This is a genomic window from Serratia sp. A07 (assembly GCF_058725505.1).
This window is the reverse complement of the sequence record NZ_JBZXDO010000008.1, coordinates 1-15,600: the sequence shown is the minus strand read 5'-3', so window position 1 is coordinate 15,600 and position 15,600 is coordinate 1. Positions and strand designations below refer to the sequence as shown.

The window sequence follows — 15,600 nt, the reverse complement described above, 5'->3', positions numbered from 1 at the left end:
AACGGAGAAAAAATTAACGCTGATGATAGTGGCGGCGAGCATTCTCAATACGCGCTTGCTGGGCCATTTCTACCGAGACGACGCGGCGCCCCACCGGCCACAGCGCGATGGCGGCAATTTTGAAATTGGCGATGCCGACCGGAATACCGATGATCGAAACGCACTGCACGATGCCGGCGGCGATGTGTGACAGGCATAGCCACCAGCCGAACAGCACCAACCAGATAATGTTGAGCAGCGAACCGCCGGCGGAGAGCAGCGCATTGCTTTTTTCCGGGTAGAGTTCATCGACGTGAATTGCCTCATTGCCGAAAGGCACCAGCGACAGCTTGGTGATTTCCCAGCAGGAGCGGGTGAGCGGCAGCGTGATGACCAGCAGCACGCTGAACACCGTGGCGATGAGCCAACCCAGCGTGGTGAAGAAACCGCCCAACACAAAATTAAGAATATTCAGTACAGTACGCATAGACGTCATTCTGCTCTAATGATGGCCAAACCGCGATGCGGGCGTATTCACGATAAAAACGCAAATCTATTCTACCCTTTTTTTAGCGCTAGAGTGCCACTGCTTATCACAGGTAAACTGGCAGATATCCGTTATTTAATCTCAACATAGTCATGGCGCGACGATATGGAACTTAAAGCGACATCGCTGGGGAAACACCTGGCTCAGCACCCTTATAACCGCGTGCGGTTGCTGCACGCCGGCGTTGAGGTGAGCGGGGAAAAACATGAATACCTGATCCCCTTCAATCAATTGATTCAGGTCAGGTGCAAGCGCGGCATCGTCTGGGGCGAGCTGGAATTTGAATTGCCGGACGAAAAAGTGGTGCGGCTGCACGGCACCGAATGGCAGGAAACGCAGCGTTTTCATCATTATCTGCAGCAGGCCTGGCAGCAGTGGAGCGCAGAAATGAGCGAGGTCAGCGCCGGCGTGTTGCAACAGCAGGTGGCGCAGATCCAGCGCATCGAGCAGCAAGACAAATGGTTTAAAAAGTCTGAGCTGGGCAAGCTGCAGCAGCAAATCCACGAGGCTTTCTCCGCGTTGCCGATGCCGGTGGCGCGTCTGGATGAGTTTGATAACTGCCGGGCTGATTATCATCTGTGTCTGCAATGGCTGCAGCAGGGGCTGCGCAGCGTCGAACAACGCAACCGGCAGTGGACCGAGCGCATGCTGGAGCAACATCACGACTTCTTCCAGACCGTCGAGAGTTCACCGCTCAATGACTCTCAGAGCCGTGCGGTGGTCAACGGCGAGGATTCCGTTCTGGTATTGGCGGGGGCCGGCAGCGGCAAAACGTCGGTGCTGGTGGCGCGCGCCGGCTGGCTGCTGCGCCGTCAGGAGGCGGAGCCGGGCCAAATTTTGCTGTTGGCGTTCGGCCGTCAGGCAGCGAGTGAGATGAATGATCGCATCAAAGCGCGTTTGGGCGATGTCGGCATTCAGGCCAAGACATTCCATGCATTGGCGCTGCAGATCATTCAACAGGGCAGCCGCAAAGCCCCGGCCATCAGCCGATTGGAAACCGATGCCAAAGCGCGCAAAGCGTTGCTGATTACCCATTGGCGACAACAGTGCGCAGAGAAAAAAGCCCAGGCCAAGGGGTGGCGTCAATGGTTGAGCGACGAACTGGAATGGGAAGTGCCGGAAGGCGACTTTTGGCAGGATCAACGCCTGGCGGATCGGCTGGCGGGCCGCTTGGAACGCTGGCTGGGGCTGATGCGCATGCACGGCGGCAGCCAGGCGGAAATGATTGAGCAGGCGGATGAAGAAATCCGCGATCTGTTTTCAAAACGCATCCGGCTGATGGCACCGCTGCTGAAAGCCTGGAAAAGCGCCTTGAAAGAGGAAGGGGCGGTGGACTTCTCCGGTCTGATCCATCAGGCGGTCAATATTCTCGACAAGGGGCGCTTTGTCAGCCCGTGGAAACATATTCTGGTCGATGAGTTTCAGGATATCTCGCCGCAGCGTGCGCTGTTGCTGGCGGCGCTGCGTCGACAAAACAAACAGACCTGCCTGTTTGCGGTGGGGGATGACTGGCAGGCGATTTATCGCTTCAGCGGCGCAGAGTTGACGTTAACCACGGCGTTCACCACTCACTTCGGTGAAGGGGCGCAGTGCGCGCTGGACACCACTTATCGCTTTAATGAACGTATCGGTGAGGTAGCCAACCGGTTCGTGCAGCAGAACCCGCACCAGTTGAAAAAACCGCTCAACAGCCTGAGCAAGGGCAATAAAAAGTCGGTGGCGATCCTGCCGCACGAGCAGCTGGAGCCCTTGCTGGATAAACTGAGCGGCTATGCCAAGCCGGACGAGCGTATTCTGGTACTGGCGCGCTACCATCATCTGAAACCGGAAGCGCTGGCGAAAGCGGCCACCCGCTGGCCCAAGCTGGATCTGGAGTTTATGACCATCCACGCCAGCAAGGGGCAGCAGGCGGAATACGTCATCATCGCCGGTTTGCATGACGGGCGTGACGGTTTCCCGGCCGTGGCGCGCGAGTCGGTGTTGGAAGAGGTGCTGCTGCCACAGCCGGAGGATTTTCCGGATGCCGAAGAGCGCCGCCTGCTGTATGTCGCATTGACTCGCGCCAAACACCAGGTCTGGCTGTTGCAGGATCGTGAACGCCCTTCGGTGTTCGTCGAACAGCTGCAAGATCTTGGCGTACCGGTGCAGAAAAAACCGTAGGCATCAGGCCTGGCGGTAGCCAGGCCGCGAGGACTATTTCAGGCGCTATTGCAGATAGCGCTGATAGTCGGGGATGGCGATCTCCACCTCGCTTTTGAACAGCGGAGAGTCGATCAGAAAGTCCGCGGTCGAGCGGTTGGTGGCCACCGGGATATTCCATACGGTCGCCAGCCGCAGAAGCGCCTTCACGTCCGGATCGTGCGGTACCGCGTTCAGCGGATCCCAGAAGAAGATCAGCATGTCTATCTTGCCTTCCGCAATCAATGCGCCAACCTGCTGATCACCCCCCATGGGGCCACTCAGCATGCTGGTGACCGGAATGCCGCTGGCGCGCTGGATCAGGTTACCGGTGGTGCCGGTGGCGTACAGCTGGTGCTGCGCCAAAATGCTCTTGTGGCTCTCTACCCACTCCAACAGGGCCTGTTTGCGGTGATCGTGCGCCACCAGCGCAATGTGTTTGCGCGCGGCGATAGTGCGGGTGGTCAATTCCATCTCGGTGTCCTTCGCTAATCGGGGATGTGCGACAGATTACTGAAACTGTTTTTCACTGCCTAGCGTTTGCGCTTGAAAATGCGAAGAAAAGGCGCCTTTGCGGGGAAAGACGCCGGGAAGGATCAGCGAACCGGTTGTTTATTGGCCCACCGCAGAAAACGCTTCTGTGTTTCCTTGTCGGCTTGCTGGAACCAATATTGCAGCATCTGTTCCGACACGTTTTCCCCTTTCAGCGTGACCGTTGGAGCGTTCAGCGGCGTGCCGGCCAGCGAGGGCGTTGAGGGATTATCGGCGTTCGCCTGAACGAAGGCCGCGACGGAGGCGGAGCGATTCTGGCGGTTGTAATCTGTCATCACCTTTTCCAAATCGGCATTGAAGGTGACGCTGTCGGGATGCAGCACGTCATGCCGGAACGGCAGGGCGTTGCCGTCTTTATCGACCACCAGATAATTCAACGTCTTGTCAAAGCGTTGCGCATCGCGATCGTTCTCGATGCGCGGCAGTTCGATCGCCACCTGGCTGATCTTTTGCGTATTGAAGGAGGCAACCAGCGGCAGGGAAGCATAGGCCTGCGTATGCTGGCCGGCGCGGACGTTTTTGGTCACTTTAAACAGCAGCTGGTGCTGTCCGCCATCCAGTTCAAGACTGTCGGCGCCTTTTAACAACGAACCTGTCATTTTCTTGCCGTCGACCACCAGCAGGTCGATGTCCGGGGAGAGTTTCAGGGTCGTAGCCGCGGCAGGCATGCTGATGCTGAGCAACGCCGCAACCACCAGACCAAATTTCATCATTATCTCCTTATAAAGTGACGTAGCTCTAAGTGTTGAACACGGCACAGGTTGTGTCAAAATTTTTCAATCGGGCGTTATGTTTACATTTTTACATATTTTATCGCGATTAGACACGACCATGAGCAGCTGAACCGCGACAGCCTCTGACCATAAGATTGCGCTGAAGTTTCCCTCGCGTTGCGTTTAGCCGAGCGGGTGCCGATCGGTTACACTCGAAGCGGAGAGTGGCGGTGTGATAAACGGGAGTTGAAAGATGCAAGATCAAGAGATTATCGAGCTGTTGCAGCAGGTGAAAACTATCGCGCTGGTCGGTGCCAGCGATAACCCGTCGCGGCCCAGCTATGGGGTGATGGCATATCTGTTGGCGCAAGGCTACCAGGTGATCCCGGTCAGCCCAAAACTGGCGGGGCAGACGCTGCTGGGGCAGCCGGTTTACGCTACGCTGGCCGCTATACCGCAGCCGGTGGATATGGTTGACGTGTTTCGCAATTCGGAGGCGGCTTACGGCGTGGCGCAAGAGGCGATAGCGATCGGCGCCAAGGCGCTGTGGCTGCAGATTGGCGTGATTAACGATCAGGCGGCGGAGCTGGCGCAACAGGCCGGGCTGCGCGTGGTGATGGATCGCTGTCCGAAAATCGACATTCCGCGTTTGGGGCTGGAGCGCTGAATAAAAAGGGCCTGGCGCGATGCCAGGCCCTCTCGGGTTTCTCAGGTCTTGGCGCGGTCAATTGCGCAAGCGTGGCGCCTGTAGCTGGTGGCGGATGGATTCCGCCAGTTCATCCAGCGATGGTTGCTCGGGGTGTGCCTCCTGGGCTTCGCTATCCAGCTGTGCTTCCGCCAGATAGGTGTGTACCGGTTGGCCTTCCTCGTCTTCCATCACCACGTGGTACCAAGGGGCGGAACGCAGTTCATCGTTCGCCGCTATCTCGTCAGCTTTGGGTTGTTCCAAAGAGTATTCCGGGTCGATATCGATCACGACACCCAAATACCCCAGCAGTTTATGCCTAACCTGTTGTCCGATACCGAATTTGCTGGCAATCATGATGACCTCCTGAGAAACAATGCCTTGCTCATATATGGGGGCAAGGCAGCGCATTTCAAGTTACATCACCCGACAAGCGAATCCTTTCAGGTACAGCCCCTCAGGATACGTGGCGATCACCGGGTGATCGGCAGCCTGCCGGAACTGCTCTATAAATTGTACATCACGTCCGGCATCTACAGCGGCGTCGGCCAAAATTTTCTGGAACAGGTCGGTCGGCATCAGCCCGGAGCAGGAGAAGCTGAGCAGAATGCCGCCCGGATTCAGCAGCTGCAGCGCCAGCATGTTGATGTCTTTGTAGCCGCGGCAGGCGCTAGCCAGCTGGTTTTTGTTCTCGACGAACTTCGGCGGATCCATGATGATCAGATCGAATTTCTCGCCCTGGGTGCGGTAGTTGCGCAGCAGTTGGAACACGTCATCGCGGACGAACTCCGCTTTGCTCAGATCCAGCTTGTTGAGCTCGACGTTCTGCCGGGCGATATCCAGCGCCGCCTGCGAGGTATCCACGCTGATTACCTGCGCGCAGCCGCCCATCAGAGCGGAAACGGCGAAGGCGCCGGTGTAGGAGAAGCAGTTCAGCACCCGACGGCCGGCGGAGTAATTGCGCGCCGCCAGGCGGCTATCGCGCTGGTCGAGGTAGAAACCGGTCTTGTGCCCCTGCTGAATGTCCACCAGCAGCTTCATGCCGTGTTCGGTGATCGGCAGCAGTTCCGGGGGCAGATCGCCCAGCACCGGGCCCTGTGCCAGCGGCAGGCCTTCTTTTTTGCGCACCGCAACGTCGGAGCGATCGTAGATCGAACATTCCGGGTAGCAATGTTGCAGGGCGGAAAGCAGGGCCGGGCGCTGGTATTCGGCACCGGCGGACAGCAGCCGCAGCACCAGGAAATTCTGGAAACGATCGATAGTGATGCCCGGCAGGCCGTCGGACTCGCCGGCGATCAGGCGGTATCCGTCCAGACCGTCGCGCTGCGCGACCCAATCGCGCCAGCTTTGCGCTTGCTGCAGGCGGCGGATGAAGAAATCGATGTTAATCTCTTCATCTGGCTGGAAGGTCCAGACGCGTGCGCGGATCTGCGACTCGGGCGAATAGGCGCCGCGCGCCAGCCATTTTCCCTGGCTGTCGAGAATATCGATGGTTTCACCGGAGTGGGCTTTGCCCTCAACGCGTTGAACGGCGCCGGAGAACACCCAAGGGTGGCGACGGAGTAAGGACTTTTCACGTCCTTTGGCGAGAAACAGGCGTACGGTCATAATTAATAATGCTGCCAGCTAGGAGAAAAAGAGTGACACGGCGGTGCAAAAGCACGGCAATGCCATAACGAAAACTGAATAAGGGGGCGATTATGACACAAGTTTGCATAGCTGCGTATGTGTATGGCGTGGTGCAGGGGGTCGGGTTCCGCTATTCCACACAGCGGCAGGCCGAGGCGCTGGGGGTGACCGGCTATGCGCGCAACCTTGATGACGGCAGCGTTCAGGTGGTGGCCTGCGGCACGCAGGCGCAGGTGGACAAGCTGGTGGCGTGGTTGAAACAGGGCGGCCCGCGCAGCGCGCGCGTCGAACGCGTGCTGGTGGAGCCGCAGGGCGTGGTCGATTACGCCGGGTTTGGCATTCGCTATTGAATGCCGGGCTGCAGCGGCGCTGCGGGCGGAGCGGTCAGATGCATTTTACCGGTTTCGGCAATCCGGCGATCTTGGTGGCTTGTTTAGCCGGCCCCTTCGGGAACAGGCGATACAGATAGCGGCTGTTGCCTTTTTCTTCGCCGTATTTTTGCGCCATGGCCTTGACCAGCATGCGAATCGCCGGGGAGGTGTTAAATTCCTGATAGAAGTCGCGCACGAAGCGCACCACTTCCCAGTGTGCTTCGGTGAGCACGATCTCTTCCTGTGCCGCCAGCAGTGGCGCCAGCCCTTCATGCCAGTCGGCGCTGTTTTTCAGATAGCCCTGCGCGTCAGTGTCGATAACCCGACCTTCAAACTCCAACATACTGCCTCGATAACGGATAATTCGGAACGGCCGTCAGTTTAGCAAATTTTTTCGGCCGCAAAAAACAAAGCCCCGCCGGAGCGGGGCCAGGAAGGCATGCGTAACGTGCGATCAGTTGCTGCGGGCGAAGCCCAGAATGCTCAACAGGCTGATGAACATGTTGTAGAGCGACACGTACAGGCTAACGGTGGCGCGAATGTAGTTGGTCTCGCCGCCGTGAATGATGTTGCTGGTTTCCCACAGGATCGCGCCGGCAGAGAACAGGATGAACAGCGCGCTGATAGCCAGGTGCAGGGCAGGGATCTGCAGGAACAGGTTGGCGATCACCGCCACCAGCAGCACCACAAAACCGGCCATCATCATGCCGGACAGGAACGACATGTCTTTACGGGTGGTCAGCACGTACGCCGAGCAGCAGAAGAAGACGGCTGCGGTACCGCCCAGCGCCAGCATGATCAGGTCGCCCGCGCCGGCGTTCAGGAACGAGCTGAGGATTGGGCCAAGGGCGTATCCCATGAAACCGGTCAGCGCGAACGCCGCCAGAATGCCCGCCGGGCTGTTGGCCAGTTTATGGGTCAGGAACATCAGGCCATAGAAACCGACCAGCATCAGCAGCAGACCCGGAGCCGGCAGACCCAGCATCGTGCTGGCGGTTGCGGTCAGGGCTGAGAAGGCCAGGGTCAGGGATAACAGGAAATAGGTGTTGCGCAGGACTTTATGCGTGCTGAGCAGCGAGTCGCGCGAAGAAGATGAGACGACAATGCGGTCCATAATGCTCTCTCTTATCAAGCCATCACAAAATAATCCCGATAATAGGCAGCGCAAGCGCTTGATTAAAGTTTGTTTACCAATCTTTACCCTTAGTTATCATTACGGCAACAGCGGGGGGGAGGTGCGCGTTTGTTCGCCGTTTGCTGCGCCTTCGCCGATTTTTCGCGCGGTTGAACGCGCTTGGGCTTTACAAGCGAATGAGGTCTGTTTATAGTGCGCGTCGTTGCGGAGGGGTGGCCGAGTGGCTGAAGGCAACGGTCTTGAAAACCGTCGACGGGAAACCGTTCCAGAGTTCGAATCTCTGCTCCTCCGCCATACATTCTGACCCCGTGCTCTCTGAGCACGGGGTTTTTTGCTTTTGCGTGCTCAGAAACTGGGGAGCTTTTGCAGGAAACGCGATCGGCTATTGATAAGGGCCACGCATCGGTGAGATTATGCGGTCATCAAGGTTGGCTGCCCGGATGCCTGCTGCTGCCAGGCGCCGCCGGGGTGATAATCAACGCCACCTTATCAATTTCGCTTAATGCTCTTATGGAGACAGAGATGAACTGGTATCAAGTCGCCCTATGGACCATGATATTTTTGAAGTCCGGCGCTTTCCTGGTGTTCGTGTGGTGGTGGATGTTCAAACGCGCGACCAAACCCTATGTGCGCCCGCAAGACGTCGTGGTGGATGATAAGCCGTATGATGAGAACCTCACCATGGAAGAGGTGATGAAGAATCACGGCATCGTCCGCACGGATATGTCGGTAAAATAGTCCCTCCCCAATCGGTATCTGGGGCGTGTTTGCCATAAACGCGCCCTTTGTACTGTTTCTGCCTCTCCATTACATTCTGTTTTCACGTTAACGGCATAGCGTGACCGGGAAAAGCACGCCATGAACGATGTACGCATCCTGCCGAACTTTACGCATCGAAAAAACGCCGTTCTTAATGCCGAGAGAGATCATGGGGATTTCTTTGGTCAGTTCGTCCGGTGCGTTGTCGTCGGGGGTTTTGCTGATTTCTCGGTGGGTAGTCATGTAAAACCCGTGAGCTAACCTCCTTATATCTAAGTTTATTTTTCTATCCAGGCTATAGGTTTTTCCTCTTACGGTAATGTCCCCGCGCTGCACGATCATGGCATGGTGTTCGTCATAGATGAATAAACTGCCCGTCACTTTTAATTCCAGGTCATCGCCTGAAGCTAATCGTTTTTTAGTTATCGTATCGGCCTGGCAATTCATATGCACAGGTGCGGCGGGTGTTAAAACGCGAAACAGGACAATGAAGAGGATCACCGCCAAAAATCCGATAATCAGTATTTTGGGATTGTGCAATGCGGCCATTTATTTTCCGTTGAGAATTTTGTAGGTGACACACTGGGTATATTGATCTTGCGCACTGAGATAACACACACCGAGAAAGGTGTTATAAGTCAACGTGTGCTTTACGGAGGAGAAATAGATATCCGCCTTGCTGTTGATGCAATCGACGCCGCTGCTCTCTAACGCTTGGTTAACCATGCTTTTTTCCAGATTGTCATCAATATGCTTGTCCGCATCCAGAGAATACAAGGTGCAGCGGTCTTTTTTTCCTAGCGGAACTAATTTTTCTCTCGGTTGATCGGGCGGTTCAATAGGATAGAAGGCCGCGATGAACAACAGCGGAATACATACGCCGCAGATAGCGGCAATAGCGCTAATCTTTACCTTCTTCTGCGGTGACGTGATATGAGATCCGACAACCGGCTGGGGAGGCGAAAGCGGCTCTGATGTGGAAGAGGGCGGCGTTTCGTTCACGGTTGTCTGCGGTGATGGATAAATATCAATCATGGCGGTAAAGCAAAAGCCGACTTTCGCCAGGGTCTTTATGGGGGAGGTTTCTCTCCCCAGCAGTTTGAATGCTTTCCTTATTTCACTGACGGCCACATTGAGGCTGATCGATGAGCCTGAAAAACCATACTCTTCCCATACCTTTTATATCAACATCTCACGTTTCAATGGGATATTCGGATGAGTCAGCATTTCAATTAACAGGCGTGAAGCCGGGTTGGATATCCGTATCGATGACTCATCATTGTCAATGAGTTGGAGACGACACGCGTTTGCGTCATAGATAACGCAGAGGTCGATAATATATTTCATGTATTCAGGTTTTTATAATGATATAGGCTTCCAGTTCGCGGCTAGTATTTAGTGAAACTTCGGAGAGGTCAAGGTTCCGGACGGAAAACATAAATAATTCAGGTCTTTTTTTATTTTTCCGGCGAAAGGAATGTGCGGTGAATTACCCTCTTGTCGGTCTTTTTTGGTGTTAAATTCTGAAAATGCAATATTTTATAGATTATAATAATTAAAATTTACGTTAATAAAAATAATGTTCCTGTTGTTAATGGTTTGATGCAGAATTATCTTAGTGTTTTACGACACCGGTTTACGTGCCAGTCGCTTATTGTTTGCTCCCGAACGGCAATGCGAATTTTCCAAGAAGACGGCGGGTATTTAGTGCAAGGTATCGCCGTTATCCTTAGCCATGGATGGAGGAAGTATGCTCAGTATCGGTATCGTATCTGAAAACATCTTTTTCAGAGAGGCGATAAAAAGAATATTGATGCCAAGGATTTTTCATAAAGATCACGTTATTGCCTACTACGACGATCTGCCTTTGGCTATGGGGCGTAATTGCCACGATATTCTGATCGTCGATGATGCGGTAAAAAGCATGCTGCGCTTTAGCATGGCGATGACATTATTGTCTGCTATTCATGGCGTAAAGGTTTTTTTGACGACGGAAGAAAAACGCCGTCTTTTATTCCGTTCCGTCTCGCGTGATGTGGTTGTGCTCGATAAAAAAATCAGTATCCCCGGTATGAGTAAAGAGTTTTCTTTTCTGGTGGATAAGGTCACGCAGTGCTCTGCATTAAATGGAGACGTTGAGGGCGGAACGGTTCGCAATACGAAAAACCGCCTGACGGAAAGTGAGGTGGAAACGCTCCATTTGCTTTCCTTCGGCTATACGGTGACTCAGGTTTCCCGAATTCTTGATAAAAGCGTAAAAACGGTCAGCACGCATAAATGCAGTGCGTTACGCAAAATGGGATTGAAAAATCGAGTGCACAACTTATTGGAGATTTCATCCGGTTTCTCGGAGGTTATCTAGAAATCGTTATGTTCACCGTTTTCATTACCGGCTGACGAATAACTCGATGGCTTGATTTTATAAAAACAGGAATGTGTTCACCCTTTTGCCTCTGTATTACGGGGAGGGATTATTTCATCCCGCCGGCAGCGGCCGTTTTTTATTTATTCCCTCAAACCAAACTGTTATGGAGTTTTATCTCATGATGAAGAAGATGCTTTCTGTTGCAATCATGGCGGCTGCGGTCGCTGCGCCAGTGGCTTTTGCTGAAGACAATTCCGCCGGTGGCGTCATTAACTTTACCGGCGCCATTACCGACACCACCTGTACGATTAACGGCGGCAAGAGCGCGGATTTCACCGTAGCGCTGAGCCCGATCTCGGTGACTGACGCGGGTAACACCGTTGGGCCAATCACCAAGAACAAGAAGTCCTTCTCGCTGACCTTCTCCGGCTGTTCGCCGGCGGCCGGTACCGCAGGCACTCCGCTGAAAATCTACTTCTCCTCGGCGGATAACATCTCCACCGACGGCAAATATTTGCTGAACAACTCGGTCAACGAGAACGACGCTTCCGTCGCGAAGAACGTGGGCTTCTCTCTGGCGGAAACCGGTTCTTCCACCCCCATCCAGCTGAACGTGCCTTATGTCACCGACATCATGGGCGACAAAGCGGCACCGGATTCAGAAACCCTGACGTTGGACGCGTACTACTACAAAACCAACGCCGAAGCGGCAAAAGTGGGCGCTCTGAGCTCCAACGTGACTTACACCATTTCTTACCTGTAATCGCGCTGACAGCCAGGCCCTTGATGGGCCTGGCCACCCGGGGGAACGATGAAAAAATACATGATGATAGCGGCGTTGTTGCTCGGTTCCGTTGGTGCCCAGGCCAATGTGGTGGTTAACGGGACGCGGGTGATCTACCCGGCAAACAACAAGGATGTGATTGTCCAACTGCTGAATAACGGCGCCGATCCCTCACTGGTTCAGGCCTGGATAGACGACGGCGATATCAATTCCACCCCGGAAACCGCCAACGTGCCGTTTTTGCTGTCGCCGCCGGTGGTGAAAGTGAACGGCAACAGCGGGCAGCAGCTGCGCATTCAGAAAGTCGGCGCCGCATTGGCGGCGGATCGCGAATCGGTGTTCTATCTCAACGTGCTGGATATCCCGCCGACGCCAGAAAACCTCCAGGGCACCAATACGCTGCAGTTGGCGATCAAGTCACGCATCAAGCTGTTCTACCGCCCGCAGACGCTAACCCGCGGCGTAGAAAACGCGATGGAAAAACTGACGCTGCAAGCCAATGGCAAAGGGTTCAACGTCATCAACAACAGCCCGTATTTCATCACGGTAGCGAATATCGGCCAGGGTACGGACAAGCATCTGCTGGTTGATTCGCTGATGGTCGCGCCGTTTTCCTCCCAGTTTGCTGCCAGCAAACGATCGGTCAGTAAAAACGTCCGTTATGACCTGATGTATATCGACGATCTGGGGGCTTACAAGTCTAAAGCCATCACCGCACACTAACCTGAAAGAACAACAATGAAGCTGAATAAAAAAGTCCTCTCGCTGCTGACCGCCTCTTCATTCTTGTTGCCGGATACGGCCTGGGCGGTGACGTTCGACACTTCGCTGTTGGCCGGCGAATCACGCGATTCCGATCTCTCGCGTTTTTACCTCAATAATGACATGCCTGCCGGCCGACAGGAGATCGATGTGTATGTCAACCATGACTGGAAAGGGCGCTATGCGCTGCTGTTTGGCACACAACGCGACGATATCCAAATCGACTACCAGGATGCGCAGCGGCTGGGCATCGATCTGAGTCAGTTGCCGAGGCCCCAGGCACCGTTGACGACGCTGTCGATCGCCACGCTGGTACAGGGTGGGCGGTTCGATATGGACGTCGGTGCGCTGAGCCTGCGGCTGACGGTGCCGCAGGCGCGGGTCAACCGGTCGGAGGCGGGATACGTGGATCCGGCCTTCTGGAATCGCGGCATCTCCGCATTGACGCTGGCTTACAACGCGACGTACTACCACGCCGAGGCGCGCGGCGACGGCAATCACAGCAACAATGACGATTTTTATACCGGGTTGGAATCCGGGATCAATCTGGCCGGCTGGCAATTTCGCGACAGCAGCAGCTTTCGCCACGGCAGCGGGCGGGGGAGCCACTGGCAGAACAACACGCGCTACCTGCAGCGCGGCTTCGCCGACATCAAGTCCAACCTGACCGCCGGTGATTTTTATTCGCCGGGGGATCTGTTCGACTCGGTACGCATCCGCGGGGTGGCGCTGGCGTCGGACATCAGCATGCGCCCCAACTCGCAGCAGGGCTTTTCACCGGTCGTGCGGGGCGTGGCGCAAACCAACGCCCTGGTGAAAGTGATGCAGAACGGCAACGTGATCTACCAGGAAAACGTGCCGCCGGGCGCCTTTACCCTCGACAGCATTCAGCCGACCGGCTCGGCGGGCGATCTGTGGGTGACGGTCAAAGAGGCGGATGGGCGCGAACAGTCGTTCAGCGTGCCGTTTTCCGCCGTACCCAACATGTTGAAACAGGGTGTCAGCCAATACAGCGTGCTGGCCGGCAAGGTGAACGAAAGCAATACCGATTACGATCCCGGCTTTGTGCAGGGTACCCTGCAGTACGGTTTCAACAACCTGGTGACCGGTTATGCCGGCAGCATTTTGAGCGACGACTATCAGGCCTGGCTGCTCGGCAGTGGCTGGAACCTGCCGATAGGGGCGGTGTCCATCGACCTGACGCATGCCGATACCCGCCTGAAAAACCGCCGTGAAAGCGGGCAAAGTTTCCGCATTGCCTACAGTAAATTCCTCGACGTCACCGCGACCAACTTCACGCTGGCGGCCTACCGTTACTCCACCCGCGGTTACTACAGCTTTACCGACGCCATTTACTCCAATGACGGCTACCGCCAACTGGAACGGCAGTTTGACCGCTGGCGCGACGAGGAGGGCGTGTCCGAACTGGATATGAACACCTGGGACGCGCTGCGTTCCGCCCGGCCGAAAAATACCTTTACGCTTAACCTGAACCAGCGTCTTAACGAAGGGTGGGGCACGCTGTTCTTCTCCGGTTCCCAGCGCGATTACTGGACGGCCAACGCGAAAAGCCGCGAATACCAGCTGGGATACTCCAACAATCTGGGGCGCGTCAGCTACTCCGTTTCCGCCAGTCGGGTGCGTAATAGCCAGCGTGAGGAAGAAACGCGTTATTACCTGTCGTTCAGCCTGCCGCTGTCGGTGTTCGACAACAACGCTTATCTCAGCACCGGCCTGTCGGCGACGGACTCTCACTATCAGCAAAGCACGGTCAGCCTGAGCGGCAACGCGCTGGAATCCAACCGCCTGAGCTACTCGCTGAGCGGCAGCAATCGCAGCGGCGGAGACAACATGGCCGGCCTCAATGCGGCCTATCGCACCCGCCTCTCGACGCTCGGCGTCTCCTACAGCGAAGGCAACGACTATCGCCAGAGCGGCCTCAGCGCGCGCGGCAGCCTGGTGGCGATCCCCTGGCATGTGCTGGCGTCGAACGAAATCGGCAACACCATGACGGTGGTCGAAGCGCCGCAGGCCGAAGGGCTGATGGTCAACGGCGACGAAAGCATTGTGACCAACGCGCAGGGCCTGGCGCTGGTGCCTTATGCTACGCCGTACCGGCAAAATTCGGTCACGCTGTCGGATACCGGCCACAGCAGCGGGGCGGAAATCAGCGGCAACGTTGCCAACCACGTGCCGTACTACGGTGCGGTCAGCTACCTGAAATTCGAGACTGACCCACGTCGGCCATTCCAGCTGCGAGCGCAGCGTGCCGATGGCGCACCGCTGCCGTTCGGTGCCGAAGTGCTGGATGAAAACGGCCGATCGATAGGCTTTGTCGGCCAGGCCAGCGTACTGTACCTGCGCGCCGAACAGCCGCCGACGGCGTTGACGGTGCAACTGCGCGACGGCCGTTGCCGCATCGCCAAACCGACTCTGGCGCTCGACGCGTCGCCCGGCGTTTGCCGCTAATACAGGATAACCGAACCTATGATCAGGCTGATTTTTTTGCTGCTGCTGTCTGGGCTGTTCAGCGGCTATAGCTATGCTTCCTGCTATGGCAAGGGGGTGGAGTTTGCGTCGCCGATTTTCGTCGATCTTTCCGATAAGCTGAGCGCCAATACGCCGGTATGGGAGGCGCAATACAATACCCAGTACATCGGCACCTTTAACTGCAGCAAGTCCAAAAGCAACTTTTCCTACACCATCAAACTTCCGACGAAAGACTCGCAGGCCGCGATTTTCGGTTTTAACGATGGCCAACAGTGGGTCCGCGCAGAAATCACCAACAAGATAAGTGACAGAACGTTGAGGGGGAGAGGGGAACACTCTGCTTCAGAATTAAATTCCCCGATGACCATTCGTTATTCTCTGGTGCAAAAGCCTAAGGATGGGCGGGTGGTACCGGGCGATACGCTGATGCTCGATGATGCTTTAATGGTGAGTTATCTCGCGTCAATTATTTTGGCCGGTCGGCGACAATTAAAATGGCCGGTTCACTACGGCGCCAGTGATGCCGCCTCGGTTTTTATCTTTGCCATTTTCTTTCGATAACTTTCTCCCTTTAGTTCAAACAGATAACCGTGATGAACAAGCCGATCTGCTGCCGCCACCGCCATCGTTTCATCCACGAAGATTTCTCCC

General features: G+C 55.6%; 19 protein-coding genes and 1 tRNA gene. 10 read left to right on the top strand and 10 right to left on the bottom strand.

From position 1 onward, the window contains the following. Positions 1 to 13: 13 nt before the first annotated feature. Positions 14 to 466: a YccF domain-containing protein gene (locus tag AC4PR2_RS10735; protein ID WP_004928120.1), complete on the bottom strand. Its 453-nt coding sequence runs from the start codon at positions 464 to 466 to the stop codon at positions 14 to 16. A 165-nt stretch (positions 467 to 631) separates the two neighbouring features. Between AC4PR2_RS10735 and helD the strand changes: the two genes are divergently transcribed. Then, a complete protein-coding gene (helD, locus tag AC4PR2_RS10730) occupies positions 632 to 2,686 on the top strand; it encodes a DNA helicase IV (protein WP_060440262.1) in 2,055 nt (684 codons plus the stop codon). Positions 2,687 to 2,731: 45 nt separating this feature from the next. On the opposite strand, the gene AC4PR2_RS10725 is transcribed toward helD, so the two are convergent. Together AC4PR2_RS10725 and AC4PR2_RS10720 are read right to left on the bottom strand one after the other, a co-directional pair. After that, a complete protein-coding gene (locus AC4PR2_RS10725) occupies positions 2,732 to 3,178 on the bottom strand; it encodes a methylglyoxal synthase (RefSeq protein ID WP_492175117.1) in 447 nt (148 codons plus the stop codon). Positions 3,179 to 3,300: 122 nt separating this feature from the next. Then, positions 3,301 to 3,966, bottom strand: a complete 666-nt coding sequence (locus AC4PR2_RS10720; protein WP_060419659.1) for a DUF2057 family protein — start codon at positions 3,964 to 3,966, stop codon at positions 3,301 to 3,303. Between the two features lie 256 nt (positions 3,967 to 4,222). On the opposite strand from AC4PR2_RS10720, the gene AC4PR2_RS10715 reads away from it, so the two are divergent. After that, positions 4,223 to 4,636 (top strand): CoA-binding protein, encoded by a 414-nt coding sequence (locus AC4PR2_RS10715; protein WP_060419657.1) that lies wholly within the window; start codon positions 4,223 to 4,225, stop codon positions 4,634 to 4,636. A gap of 57 nt (positions 4,637 to 4,693) precedes the next feature. Here the strand turns inward: AC4PR2_RS10715 and hspQ are convergent, their stop codons facing one another. After that, a complete protein-coding gene (gene hspQ / locus AC4PR2_RS10710; RefSeq protein ID WP_033637900.1) occupies positions 4,694 to 5,011 on the bottom strand; it encodes a heat shock protein HspQ in 318 nt (105 codons plus the stop codon). Between the two features lie 60 nt (positions 5,012 to 5,071). Beyond that, entirely contained in the window at positions 5,072 to 6,262 is a 1,191-nt protein-coding gene (gene rlmI / locus AC4PR2_RS10705) for a 23S rRNA (cytosine(1962)-C(5))-methyltransferase RlmI (RefSeq protein ID WP_492175116.1), read from the bottom strand. A gap of 92 nt (positions 6,263 to 6,354) precedes the next feature. Between rlmI and yccX the strand changes: the two genes are divergently transcribed. Further along, positions 6,355 to 6,633, top strand: coding sequence for an acylphosphatase (yccX, locus tag AC4PR2_RS10700; RefSeq protein WP_060419652.1), 279 nt, complete (start codon positions 6,355 to 6,357; stop codon positions 6,631 to 6,633). Positions 6,634 to 6,667: 34 nt separating this feature from the next. On the opposite strand, the gene tusE is transcribed toward yccX, so the two are convergent. Beyond that, the gene (gene tusE / locus AC4PR2_RS10695) at positions 6,668 to 6,997 is read right to left on the bottom strand and encodes a sulfurtransferase TusE (protein WP_033642601.1); all 330 of its coding nucleotides are present in this window, start codon (positions 6,995 to 6,997) and stop codon (positions 6,668 to 6,670) included. A 111-nt stretch (positions 6,998 to 7,108) separates the two neighbouring features. After that, positions 7,109 to 7,768: an FtsH protease modulator YccA gene (yccA, locus tag AC4PR2_RS10690; RefSeq protein WP_004928091.1), complete on the bottom strand. Its 660-nt coding sequence runs from the start codon at positions 7,766 to 7,768 to the stop codon at positions 7,109 to 7,111. A 227-nt stretch (positions 7,769 to 7,995) separates the two neighbouring features. On the opposite strand from yccA, the gene AC4PR2_RS10685 reads away from it, so the two are divergent. Together AC4PR2_RS10685 and AC4PR2_RS10680 are read left to right on the top strand one after the other, a co-directional pair. After that, positions 7,996 to 8,083: transfer RNA gene (locus tag AC4PR2_RS10685), tRNA-Ser, on the top strand. Positions 8,084 to 8,311: 228 nt separating this feature from the next. After that, positions 8,312 to 8,527: a hypothetical protein gene (locus AC4PR2_RS10680; protein WP_038875263.1), complete on the top strand. Its 216-nt coding sequence runs from the start codon at positions 8,312 to 8,314 to the stop codon at positions 8,525 to 8,527. Between the two features lie 87 nt (positions 8,528 to 8,614). Here AC4PR2_RS10680 and AC4PR2_RS10675 read toward each other — a convergent pair whose 3' ends face one another. Further along, positions 8,615 to 9,097 (bottom strand): FidL-like protein, encoded by a 483-nt coding sequence (locus tag AC4PR2_RS10675; RefSeq protein ID WP_060440259.1) that lies wholly within the window; start codon positions 9,095 to 9,097, stop codon positions 8,615 to 8,617. After that, entirely contained in the window at positions 9,098 to 9,679 is a 582-nt protein-coding gene (locus AC4PR2_RS10670) for a hypothetical protein (protein ID WP_492175114.1), read from the bottom strand. It abuts the gene before it with no gap. 619 nt (positions 9,680 to 10,298) lie between these two features. Between AC4PR2_RS10670 and AC4PR2_RS10665 the strand changes: the two genes are divergently transcribed. The 5 genes from AC4PR2_RS10665 to AC4PR2_RS10645 all read left to right on the top strand — a co-directional run bounded on the left by AC4PR2_RS10665 (position 10,299) and on the right by AC4PR2_RS10645 (position 15,510). Continuing rightward, positions 10,299 to 10,910 carry a response regulator transcription factor gene (locus tag AC4PR2_RS10665; protein WP_492175113.1) on the top strand — a complete coding sequence of 204 codons (612 nt, stop codon included), beginning with the start codon at positions 10,299 to 10,301 and terminating at the stop codon, positions 10,908 to 10,910. A 181-nt stretch (positions 10,911 to 11,091) separates the two neighbouring features. Continuing rightward, positions 11,092 to 11,676: a fimbrial protein gene (locus AC4PR2_RS10660; protein WP_038875270.1), complete on the top strand. Its 585-nt coding sequence runs from the start codon at positions 11,092 to 11,094 to the stop codon at positions 11,674 to 11,676. Positions 11,677 to 11,724: 48 nt separating this feature from the next. Further along, entirely contained in the window at positions 11,725 to 12,420 is a 696-nt protein-coding gene (locus AC4PR2_RS10655) for a fimbrial biogenesis chaperone (protein WP_060440256.1), read from the top strand. Between the two features lie 15 nt (positions 12,421 to 12,435). After that, positions 12,436 to 14,928, top strand: a complete 2,493-nt coding sequence (locus AC4PR2_RS10650) for a fimbria/pilus outer membrane usher protein (RefSeq protein ID WP_060440255.1) — start codon at positions 12,436 to 12,438, stop codon at positions 14,926 to 14,928. Between the two features lie 18 nt (positions 14,929 to 14,946). Further along, a complete protein-coding gene (locus AC4PR2_RS10645) occupies positions 14,947 to 15,510 on the top strand; it encodes a hypothetical protein (protein WP_492175111.1) in 564 nt (187 codons plus the stop codon). On the opposite strand, the gene AC4PR2_RS10640 is transcribed toward AC4PR2_RS10645, so the two are convergent. Continuing rightward, the coding region (locus tag AC4PR2_RS10640; RefSeq protein WP_492175144.1) for an ATP-binding protein at positions 15,456 to 15,600 on the bottom strand (145 nt) is incomplete at its 5' end. The genes AC4PR2_RS10645 and AC4PR2_RS10640 overlap by 55 nt on opposite strands.